9 protein-coding genes are annotated in these 10,508 nt (G+C 71.3%); 8 read left to right on the top strand and 1 reads right to left on the bottom strand.

The annotated features are described in order from the left end of the window. Window positions 1–181: 181 nt before the first annotated feature. The 5 genes from ACFWZ5_RS41850 to ACFWZ5_RS41870 all read left to right on the top strand — a co-directional run bounded on the left by ACFWZ5_RS41850 (window position 182) and on the right by ACFWZ5_RS41870 (window position 4,504). On the top strand, window positions 182–640 hold the full coding sequence (locus ACFWZ5_RS41850) for a peroxiredoxin (RefSeq protein WP_384806988.1): 459 nt from the start codon (window positions 182–184) through the stop codon (window positions 638–640). Between the two features lie 215 nt (window positions 641–855). Then, on the top strand, window positions 856–1,431 hold the full coding sequence (locus ACFWZ5_RS41855; protein ID WP_366794009.1) for a TerD family protein: 576 nt from the start codon (window positions 856–858) through the stop codon (window positions 1,429–1,431). Between the two features lie 204 nt (window positions 1,432–1,635). Then, complete coding sequence (locus ACFWZ5_RS41860; RefSeq protein WP_384806832.1) at window positions 1,636–2,211, top strand: TerD family protein; 576 nt, start codon at window positions 1,636–1,638, stop codon at window positions 2,209–2,211. Between the two features lie 134 nt (window positions 2,212–2,345). Then, the gene (locus ACFWZ5_RS41865; protein ID WP_384806835.1) at window positions 2,346–3,491 is read left to right on the top strand and encodes a DUF475 domain-containing protein; all 1,146 of its coding nucleotides are present in this window, start codon (window positions 2,346–2,348) and stop codon (window positions 3,489–3,491) included. Between the two features lie 272 nt (window positions 3,492–3,763). Continuing rightward, the gene (locus ACFWZ5_RS41870) at window positions 3,764–4,504 is read left to right on the top strand and encodes a Tellurium resistance (protein WP_384805450.1); all 741 of its coding nucleotides are present in this window, start codon (window positions 3,764–3,766) and stop codon (window positions 4,502–4,504) included. A 60-nt stretch (window positions 4,505–4,564) separates the two neighbouring features. On the opposite strand, the gene ACFWZ5_RS41875 is transcribed toward ACFWZ5_RS41870, so the two are convergent. Then, the gene (locus ACFWZ5_RS41875; RefSeq protein ID WP_384805452.1) at window positions 4,565–5,491 is read right to left on the bottom strand and encodes a TerD family protein; all 927 of its coding nucleotides are present in this window, start codon (window positions 5,489–5,491) and stop codon (window positions 4,565–4,567) included. 368 nt (window positions 5,492–5,859) lie between these two features. On the opposite strand from ACFWZ5_RS41875, the gene ACFWZ5_RS41880 reads away from it, so the two are divergent. The 3 genes from ACFWZ5_RS41880 to ACFWZ5_RS41890 are packed head-to-tail and all read left to right on the top strand — an operon-like array spanning window position 5,860 to window position 10,376. Beyond that, window positions 5,860–7,041, top strand: a complete 1,182-nt coding sequence (locus tag ACFWZ5_RS41880; RefSeq protein WP_384805454.1) for an HpcH/HpaI aldolase/citrate lyase family protein — start codon at window positions 5,860–5,862, stop codon at window positions 7,039–7,041. An 18-nt stretch (window positions 7,042–7,059) separates the two neighbouring features. Beyond that, window positions 7,060–9,552 (top strand): phosphoribosyltransferase, encoded by a 2,493-nt coding sequence (locus ACFWZ5_RS41885; protein WP_384805456.1) that lies wholly within the window; start codon window positions 7,060–7,062, stop codon window positions 9,550–9,552. Continuing rightward, entirely contained in the window at window positions 9,549–10,376 is an 828-nt protein-coding gene (locus tag ACFWZ5_RS41890; protein WP_384892350.1) for an HAD family hydrolase, read from the top strand. The genes ACFWZ5_RS41885 and ACFWZ5_RS41890 overlap by 4 nt, the downstream gene beginning before the upstream one ends. Window positions 10,377–10,508: the final 132 nt, after the last annotated feature.

Here is a 10,508-nt window from a genome sequence, read left to right on the forward strand (position 1 = left end):
GGCTAGGAATAGCCCGTCCGGCGTTTGAGGACGAGGCCGCAGGCCGGATAGAAGGGGGTCCAGGGGGCGGAGCCCCCTGGTTCGGGAAGGGGCGGGATTGGGGAGCCCCCGGCAGGGGACCAGGCGGCCAGCCGTAGGGTGAGGGGCACCCAAACGGCCCAGTGAAGGGAAGTGGCTCCTCGTGGCGATCGAGGTCGGCGCCAAGGCTCCGGAGTTCGAGCTCAAGGACAATCACGGGCGCACCGTGCGCCTCACGGACTTCCGCGGGCAGAAGAACGTCGTGCTGCTCTTCTACCCGTTCGCGTTCACCGGCGTATGCACCGGCGAGCTCTGCGCCCTCCGCGACGAGCTCCCGAAGTTCGTCAACGACGACACCCAGCTGCTCGCCGTCTCCAACGACTCCATGCACACGCTGCGCGTCTTCGGCGAGCAGGAGGGCCTGGAGTACCCGCTGCTCTCCGACTTCTGGCCGCACGGCGAGGTGTCGCGGGCGTACGGCGTCTTCGACGAGGGCAAGGGCTGCGCGGTGCGCGGCACCTTCATCATCGACAAGGAGGGCGTGGTCCGCTGGACCGTCGTCAACGGCCTGCCCGACGCCCGGGACCTCAACGACTACGTCAAGGCGCTGCAGAACCTCTGAGGCGCCCGGCGGCGCCGGTGGCCCGCGCCGTGCGTCAGCTTCGCGTCAAGGGATCGTCCCCGGGGGCTCCCGGAGCTCCCTCGGGGACGACACCCTGGGATTCTTCAGGTGCGAAGCCTGTGGCGGCCGGGAACCGGTCACTAGGATCCACACGTTGATCCGATGGCAAGCACGAACTGGGGCTCCCCGCCCCTGGACACTATTTGGGAGGACTCGTGGGAGTCAGCCTCAGCAAGGGCGGCAACGTATCGCTGAGCAAGGAGGCGCCTGGCCTGACCGCGGTCACGATCGGCCTGGGCTGGGACGTTCGTACCACCACCGGGACGGACTTCGACCTCGACGCCAGCGCCATCCTGACGAACGCGGAGGGCAAGGTCACCAGCGACCAGAACTTCGTCTTCTTCAACAACCTGAAGAGCCCCGACGGCTCCGTCGAGCACACCGGCGACAACATCACCGGTGAGGGCGAGGGCGACGACGAGCAGATCAAGGTCAACCTCGCGGCGGTCCCGGCCGACGTCGAGAAGATCGTCTTCCCGGTCTCGATCTACGATGCCGAGAACCGCCAGCAGTCCTTCGGCCAGGTCCGCAACGCCTTCATCCGCGTGGTGAACCAGGCGGGCGAGGCCGAGATCGCCCGGTACGACCTCTCCGAGGACGCCTCCACCGAGACGGCCATGGTCTTCGGCGAGCTCTACCGCCACGGCGCGGAGTGGAAGTTCCGCGCCGTCGGCCAGGGGTACGCCTCGGGCCTGCGCGGCATCGCGCAGGACTTCGGCGTCAACGTCTGAGCGAGCAGTTCCCCCAAGCCCAAGCCGTCCGGCGCCGCACGCATGAGTGCGGCGCCGGACGTGCTCGGCACCGCAGGACCGCCGGACCGCATGGCGGCACGACTGCCGGACCGCGCGGCGGCCCGCCCGCATGACCGTATGCCCGGCCGGGGAGCCGGAGCGTGCGGGAGCCAACGCATCACCACCTCGGGGAGGACCACCAACATGGGCGTCACGCTCGCCAAGGGAGGAAATGTCTCCCTGTCCAAGGCCGCACCCGACCTCACCCAGGTGATGGTCGGCCTCGGCTGGGACGCTCGTTCCACCACCGGAGCCCCCTTCGACCTCGACGCCAGTGCCCTGATGTGCCAGTCGGGCCGGGTTCTGGGCGACGAGTGGTTCGTGTTCTACAACAATCTGAAGAGCCCCGACGGCTCGGTCGAGCACACCGGCGACAACCTCACGGGCGAGGGTGAAGGGGACGACGAGTCGCTCCTTCTGGACCTCTCCAAGGTGCCGGCCCACTGCGACAAGATCGTCTTCCCCGTCTCGATCCACGAGGCGGACAACAGGGGACAGACATTCGGCCAAGTCAGCAACGCCTTCATCCGCGTGGTCAACCAGGCCGACGGCCAGGAGCTCGCGCGCTATGACCTCAGCGAGGACGCCTCCACGGAGACGGCGATGATCTTCGGCGAGGTGTACAGGTACGGCGGCGAATGGAAGTTCCGCGCCGTCGGGCAGGGGTACGCGTCCGGCCTGCGGGGCATCGCTCTAGACTTCGGAGTCAATGTTTCTTAAAGGACTCTCCCCGGGTTCCTCAAACTGCTGACGAGATCGGCCGTGCGGGGCCCGGGGACCGTCCCGGAAGACGCAGCGGACAACAGCCGAAAGACGGCGCGGGGGAGCCCCGTACACACACGATTGGGTAGCCAGTGGTACTGAAAACCTTCGGCTGGTCGTTCGCAGTTACTGCGCTCGGCTTGGTCGCAGCGGTGTTCTACGGGGGGTGGACGGCGTTCGGGGTGGTGGCGATCCTGTCCATCCTCGAGATCTCGGTGTCCTTCGACAACGCGGTGGTCAACGCCGGAATCCTGAAGAAGATGAATGCCTTCTGGCAGAAGATCTTCCTCACCATCGGTGTGCTCATCGCCGTCTTCGGCATGCGCCTCGTCTTCCCCGTCGTGATCGTCGCCGTCAGCGCGAAGCTGGGCCCGATCGAGGCGGTCAAGCTCGCGGTCAACGACAAGGACAAGTACCAGCAGCTGGTGACGGACGCGCACCCGTCGATCGCTGCCTTCGGTGGCATGTTCCTGCTGATGATCTTCCTCGACTTCATCTTCGAGGACCGGGACATCAAGTGGCTCGGCTGGCTGGAGCGCCCGCTCGCCAAGCTCGGCAAGATCGACATGCTCTCGGTCTGCATCGCGCTCATCGTCCTGATGATCACCGCGATGACCTTCGCCACCCACGCCCACCAGCACGGCGGCATCCATGTCGACAAGGCGCAGACAGTCCTGATCTCCGGTATCGCGGGTCTCATCACGTATCTCGTCGTGGGCGGACTCTCCGGGTACTTCGAGGACAAGCTGGAGGAAGAGGAGGAGCGCGAGCACGAGGAGGAGGAAGAGGCCAAGAAGAGCGGCAAGCAGGTCTCGGCGGTCAGGCTCGCGGGCAAGGCCGCGTTCTTCCTGTTCCTCTACCTCGAGGTCCTGGACGCGTCCTTCTCCTTCGACGGCGTCATCGGCGCCTTCGCCATCACCAACGACATCGTCCTGATGGCGCTCGGCCTCGGCATCGGCGCGATGTACGTCCGGTCGCTCACGGTCTACCTGGTCCGCCAGGGCACCCTCGACGACTACGTCTACCTGGAGCACGGCGCGCACTACGCCATCGGCGCCCTCGCCGCGATCCTGCTGATCACGATCCAGTACGAGATCCACGAGCTCATCACCGGCTCCATCGGCGTCCTCCTCATCGGCGCCTCCTTCTGGTCGTCCGTGCGCCGCAACAAGGCGGAGGCGGCGGCAGAGGGAAAAGCGGGCTCGGACGAGAAGGCTGAGGTGTCCTCGGGGGTCTGACCCCTGAGCCCCGGCCTCCCGGCCCGGCCCGCCGGGCCCGCCGCACCGCGGGCCCCACGGCACCGGCCACCGCACTGGCGGCGCCCCTCCACGCGAGGGGCGCCGCCAGTGGCGTATGTCCGGTGCCGTACGGTGATCCGATTGGATCACCGGACCGACGTGTGACGGCCGGTCCGGTGAGGAACTCTCTTGTGCGGGGCGGTTGTTGGGGGAGTGCTCGTGGGCCGTTCCGTGGTGCGGACTGCTGGCATTCGGGGCACTTTGGGGGCGGCATGGGCTTTTTCGACGGTCTGCGGCCGGGGCGCGCGATGGACTTCGCCGCGGGCAGCGCGGCGACCAACGCCATCGAACTGACCAAACGGCATCCGACGGTCTCGCTCTCCAAACAGGGCGCGGCCAACGGCAACCTCCGCGTCACCCTGACCTGGCAGATGCGGACGTCCGACCTCATCGGCAAGAAGCGCGGGGGCGGCGGCCTGCTCCGGCACCCGCTGAAGCTGTTCCAGCCCGAGCCGGTGCAGGCGCACACGCAGAGCATGGTCAACGTGGACCTCGACCTGGGCTGCATGTACGAGCTGACGGACGGCTCCAAGGGAGTGGTGCAGCCCCTCGGCAACTTCTTCGGCAGCCTCAACTCGCCGCCGTATGTGAAGGGCAGCGGCGACGACCGGTTCGGTTCGGGTTCCGGCGAGACGCTCTACGTCAACCTCGACCACCGCGAGTCGATCAAGCGCCTGCTCGTGTTCGTCTACATCTACGACCAGACCCCGGCCTTCGACCGCACCCACGCCAAGGTGACGCTCTACCCGAGCAACGGCCCGCGGGTGGAGATCGACCTGGAGGAGCGCGCCCCGCAGGCCCGCTCCTGCGCCGTCCTCGTCATCGAGAACGTCAAGGACGAGCTGATCGTGCGCCGCGAGGTGCGCTACGTCTACGGCTTCCAGGCCGAGCTGGACCGGCTGTACGGCTGGGGCCTGCAGTGGGGCCGCGGCTACAAGACCAAGACCGGCTGAGCCGCGGCGCCCCGGCCCCGGGCGGGGGCCGGCGCGGCGACCAGTCCTCCGTCAGGGGTCTCAGCGGGAGAGGAACTGCGGTCCCTGCGGCGGCAGCCGGAAGTTCGGGTCCGGCACCGGCGGCGGCGCGACCGGGTGCGGATAGCCGTACGCGGGCTGCGGCGCCGCGGGGGGCTGCGCCGGTGCGGGCTGCGGGTAGCCGTAGGAGGGCTGGGGCGCGGGGTAGCGCGGCGGCTCCGGCGGGTAGCCGTACGCCGGCTGGGGCGTCATCGCGGGTACGGGCGGGGCCGCCGGGTAGGGGGCGGACGGCTGGGGCTGCGGGTGCGTGGGGTGCCCGGTGGGCTGGGGGACCGGGACCGGGGCCTGGGTCTGCGGGGCCGGTGCCTGCGGGTGCGAGGCGTCCGGCGTCGGCTCCGGCGCGCCCTCCGACTCGTCCACGGAGATCCCGAAGTCCGTGGCGAGGCCCACCAGGCCGTTGGAGTACCCCTCGCCCAGGGCCCGGAACTTCCAGCCCTCGCCGCGCCGGTACAGCTCGCCGCAGATCAGCGCGGTCTCGGCGCCGGTCTGCGGGGTGATGTCGAAGTACGCGAGCGGCTCACCGGCGACGGCGCCGGGCGAGGCGTCGTACAGCAGGATCCGGAGCGCCCGCACCTGCTCGAAGGGCACGCCGTCGGCGGACGCGACGAGCAGCACGCGGTCGATCGCGGGGTCGGCGCCCGCCAGGTCGGCCTGGATGGTGTCGGTCAGCATGACGGCCTGGCCCTCGGCGACGCGCTTCTTGCCCAGGCGCCAGACCTTCCCGGAGGGGTGGCGCGGCTGGTTGTAGAAGACGAAGTCCTCGTCGGAGCGCACGCGGCCGTCGGCGCCGAGCAGCAGCGCCGACGCGTCGACGTCAGGGGTGCCCTGGCCCGGCGTCCAGCGCAGGACCGCGCGGACCGCGGCGGCTTCGAGCGGGACGTTCGACCCCTTCAACATCGCGTGCGTCATGCGGTCATCCTGCCTTCTTTGTCCGGAGCGGGACAACGCGGGGGGACGCGGTCCGACCGACTCCGGTCTTCCCCGATCCGCCCGCGTCCAGGCCTCCCCGAGGCCACCGATTGTTTTCGGACAGCTTCCCGACTTGTCAGGTGTTGCCGCTCTTTGTTTCCCTTGTTTCTCTTGGCCTTCTTGGACTGCTTGGCCTATGACGCCCGACTGTGCCGTTGTGGTGCCGACGTGTGCGCCATGGCCGGGTTACCTGAATGTCACGCCCGAGGGGAACCCCTGACACCCGCTCTTACGTACTATTACCGGCCACATCACTTCGGATCGCGTCGGCGGTGCGGGCGATATCAGGAGAATTGCAGGGGAACCTCATGCGTCACTTCGGGCACATAGCCCCAGAGGTGCGTCAGCGCCTCTTCCACCGGGAGCCGTGTGCCTTCACCGCGGACTCCCCGCCTCAGCTGCTCGCGTCCGCGCTCGGCGCCACGCTCTACAGCCCGGCCACGCGGCCGCGCCTGGCCGACGACATCCGCAGACAGGCCGAGCGTGGCGTGATCTCGATGGTCATCTGCCTGGAGGACTCCATCGAGGACGGCGAGGTGGTAGCCGCCGAGGAGAACCTCGTCCGGCACCTCACCGACCTCGCCGCCCGCAGGGACGCCGACGGGTCGCAGGCCGAGCCGCCGCTGCTCTTCATCCGGGTGCGCAGGCCGGAGCAGATCCCGGACCTGGCGCGCAGGCTCGGGCCCGCGATCCGGCTCCTCTCCGGATTCGTCCTGCCGAAGTTCACCGAGGAGCGCGGCGTCCCGTTCCTGGAGTCGCTCGCGGCCGCGGAGGCGGCGACCGGGCGGCGCCTGTTCGCGATGCCGGTCCTTGAGTCCCCGCAGCTCCTTTACCTGGAGAGCCGCGCCGAGACGATCGCCGGCATCGCCCGCACCGTCGACAAGTACCGCGACCGGGTGCTCGCGCTCCGGCTCGGCGTCACCGACTTCTGCTCCGCGTACGGCCTGCGCCGGCCGCCCCACATGACCGCCTACGACGTGCAGATCGTCGCCTCCGTCATCGCCGACGTCGTCAACCACCTCGGCCGCGCCGACGGCACGGGCTTCACGGTGACCGGACCCGTGTGGGAGTACTTCCGCGTCCAGCAGCGGATGTTCAAGCCGCAGCTGCGCCAGAGCCCCTTCCTTGAGGTCCGCGCCGAGGAGCTGCGGCAGGCCCTGATCGAGCACGACCTGGACGGCCTCCTGCGCGAGGTGGAGCTCGACCGGGCCAACGGCCTGCTCGGCAAGACCTGCATCCACCCCTCGCACGTCCTGCCCGTGCACGCCCTGTCCGTGGTCAGCCACGAGGAGTACAGCGACGCGCAGGACATCCTGCGCCCGGAGCGCGACGGCGGCGGCGTGCTGCGGTCCGCGTACACGAACAAGATGAACGAGGTGAAGCCGCACCGCGCCTGGGCCGAGCGGACCCTGCGGCGCGCCGAGGTCTTCGGCGTCGCGCGCGAGGACGTCGGCTTCGTCGAGCTGCTCACCGCCGGGCTCCCCGGCTGAACGTAAGGAACGAACATCGTGGAGTGGTCGGGGAACTGGGTCGCGCGCCGGCTCGGCGTCGAGATCGAGGGCGACGGGGAACTGCGGGACCTCCTCGGGCTCGCGCTGCGCCGCAACCCCAAGCGCGCGCACCTGCTGGTGTCGAACGTGCTCGGCAAGCACGTGCCGCAGCTGCCGTCGGTCGTCCGGCGGTCCGGGTACGAGCTCGGCCTGCGGGTGCGGGACCTGCTCGGCCCGTACGAGGCCGGGCGCGCCGTCGTGCTCGGGTACGCGGAGACGGCCACCGGGCTCGGCCACTGCGTCGCCGACGGCGTCGGCACGGCCCCCTATCTGCACTCGACGCGCCGCCCCGTCGCGGGCGTGGCACGCGCGGGCGGCTTCGAGGAGTCCCACTCGCACGCCACCTCCCACCTGCTGCTCCCCGAGGACCCGCGGCTGCTCGCGGGCGAGGGCGCGCTCGTCCTCGTCGACGACGAGTTCTCCACCGGCAACACGGTCCTGAACACCATCCGCGCCCTGCACGAGCGCTTCCCGCGCGAGCGGTACGTCATCGTGGCGCTCGTCGACATGCGCGCCCCCGAGGACCAGGACCGCTTCCACGCCTTCGCGCGTGAGATCGGCGCCCGCGTCGACCTGGTGGCGCTCGCGTCGGGCACGGTGCGGCTGCCGGACGACGTCCTGGCGAAGGGGCAGGCGCTGGTCGCCGAGCAGGAGGCCCGCGCGGCACGGGCACCGGGCCTGCCCGCGCCCCGCCCCGCCGAGCGCGCCCCCGCCGAGCGCGCCCCCGTCACGTGCGTCGCCCTCGGCTGGCCCGACGGCGTCCCCGACGGCGGCCGCCACGGCTTCACGCCCGCGCACCGGGCGCGCCTGGAGGCCGCGCTGCCCGGCATGGCCGAGCGGATCGCGGGGGCGCTGCCCGCCGGGGCGCGGCGCGTCCTCGTGCTCGGCTTCGAGGAGCTGATGTACGCGCCGCTCGCACTCGGCGTGGCCCTGGAGGGCTGCCTGGGCGAGGCCGTCGAGGTCCGCTACTCCACCACCACCCGCTCACCCGTGCTCCCCGTCGACGACCCCGGCTACGCGATCCGCACCCGCCTCACCTTCCCCGCGCACGACGACCCCGCCGACGGGCCGGGCCCGCGGTACGCGTACAACGTGGCGGGCGGCGGCTTCGACGCCGTCGTCGCGGTGGTGGACTCGGTCGCCGACACCCCGCGGCTCCACGCGGCCGACGGGCTGCTGGCGGAGCTGTCCGCGCACGCCGACCACGTGCTGCTCGCGGTCGTCCCGTCGTACGTCCCCGCGCACGCCCCGTCGCGCGTCCCCGACGCGCGCGCCCCCGAAAGGTCCCCCTCCGTGCTGCCCGACCCCCTCCGCGGCCCCGCCTTCTCCTCGTACGCGCCCGACGACGTCGGCTGGCTGCTCCAGGACCTGTCGGAGGTCACGCTCGAAGCGCCCACCGAGGAGCGCGAGGAGGCCATCCAGAGCGGCGGCGCGCACTACGCCGAGTCGCTGCCCGTCGAGTACCAGCCGAGCGACCGCTACCAGGAGCTCTTCCGCGCCGCGCTCGACGCGTCCGCCGCCCGCATCGCGCAGGCCGTCGGCACGGTCACCGAGACGGTCATCGCCGAGCGCTCCCCGCGGCCCGTCCTGGTCTCCCTGGCCCGCGCGGGCACCCCCGTCGGCGTCCTGATGCGCCGCTGGGCGCTGCACCGGCACGGACTCGACCTGCCGCACTACGCCGTGTCGATCGTCCGCGGCCGCGGCATCGACGCCAACGCGCTGCGCTGGCTCGCCGCCCACCACGACCCGGCCGACGTGGTCTTCGTCGACGGCTGGACGGGCAAGGGCGCGATCACCCGGGAACTGGCCGCCGCGGTGCGGGAGTTCGAGCGGGCGGAAGGGGTCACCGGCTTCGACCCGGACATGGCCGTGCTCGCCGACCCCGGCTCCTGCGTGCGCACCTACGGCACCCGCGAGGACTTCCTCATCCCGTCGGCCTGCCTCAACTCCACGGTGTCCGGACTGATATCCCGTACGGTCCTGCGCGCCGACCTCGTCGGGCCCGGCGACTTCCACGGTGCGAAGTTCTACCGGGAGCTCGCGGGCGCGGACGTGTCCGGCGTCTTCGTCGACGCCGTCCAGGCCCGCTTCGACGAGGTCGCCGACGCCGTGACCGCGCAGGTCAAGGAGGTCCTCGCCGCCGACCGCGCGCCCACCTGGGAGGGCTGGGCCGCCGTCGAGCGGATCAGCGAGGAGTACGGCATCCACGACGTGAACCTCGTCAAGCCGGGCGTCGGCGAGACCACGCGCGTCCTGCTCCGCCGCGTGCCGTGGAAGATCCTCGCCAAGGCCGGGGCGGGCGCCGACCTCGACCACGTGCGGCTGCTCGCCGAGCAGCGCGGCGTGCCCGTCGAGGAGGTCGACGGACTCCCGTACACCTGCGTGGGCCTGATCCACCCCCAGTACACGCGCGGCGCGACCGGCGCCGACGGCAAGGCGGTCTCCGCGTGAATACCGTTCTCGTCGCCAGCGATCTCGACCGCACCCTCATCTACTCCGCCGCCGCGCTCGGCCTGCGCATGCCCGACGCCGACGCGCCGCGTCTGCTGTGCGTCGAGGTGTACGAGGGCAAGCCGCTGTCGTACGTCACGGAGGCCGCCGCCGAGCTGCTCGTGGAGCTCGGGCGGAGCACCGTGTTCGTGCCGACGACCACGCGGACCCCTGAGCAGTACCGGCGCATCCATCTGCCGGGGCCCGCGCCCCGGTTCGCGATCTGCGCCAACGGCGGGCAGCTGCTCGTCGACGGCGTCCCCGACCGCGACTGGCGGGACGCCGTCGACCGGCGCCTGGCCGCCGAGTGCGCGCCCCTCGACGAGGTGCGCGCCCATCTGGTGCGCACCGCCGACCCCGCGTGGCTCCTCAAGGAGCGCGTCGCCGAGGACCTCTTCGCCTACCTGGTCGTCGAGCGGGCCCTGCTGCCCGACGGCTGGGTCAAGGAACTCGGCGCGTGGGCCGAGGGGCGGGGCTGGACGGTGTCCTTGCAGGGGCGCAAGGTGTACGCCGTGCCGCGGCCGCTCACCAAGAGCGCGGCGATGCGGGAGGTCGCGCGGCGGGTGGGGGCCGACGAGGTGCTCGCCGCCGGGGACTCCCTCCTGGACGCGGATCTCCTCGCGGCGGCGGATCGGGCGTGGCGGCCCTCGCACGGGGAGCTCGCCGACACGGGGTGGGCTGCGCCCGGGCTCACGGTGATTCCTGAGGTGGGGGTGGGGGCGGGGGAGGAGATCCTGCGTCGCTTCCTCGCGGGGGCGCCCCAGTCCCGCCCCTTCCCGAACTAGGGGGCCAGCCCCCTGGCACCCCCGAAAAGCAATCGGCCTTCGGCCTCGTCCTCAAACGCCGGACGGGCTGAAACTTCTGCCGCACCGGCGAAAGTTCTAGCCCGTCCGGCGTTTGAGGACGAGCGCGCAGCG

Origin of the sequence: Streptomyces sp. NPDC059003, assembly GCF_042740445.1 — a bacterium.
GTDB lineage: Bacteria > Actinomycetota > Actinomycetes > Streptomycetales > Streptomycetaceae > Streptomyces.

Bases quoted from the DNA above. Each gene is read 5' to 3' on its own strand.
- ACFWZ5_RS41860 (WP_384806832.1), top strand. From the start codon at position 1,636: ATGGGCGTCACGCTCGCCAAGGGAGGAAATGTCTCCCTGTCCAAGGCC.
- ACFWZ5_RS41880 (WP_384805454.1), top strand. From the start codon at position 5,860: ATGCGTCACTTCGGGCACATAGCCCCAGAGGTGCGTCAGCGCCTCTTC.
- ACFWZ5_RS41875 (WP_384805452.1), bottom strand. From the start codon at position 5,491: ATGACGCACGCGATGTTGAAGGGGTCGAACGTCCCGCTCGAAGCCGCC.
- ACFWZ5_RS41870 (WP_384805450.1), top strand. From the start codon at position 3,764: ATGGGCTTTTTCGACGGTCTGCGGCCGGGGCGCGCGATGGACTTCGCC.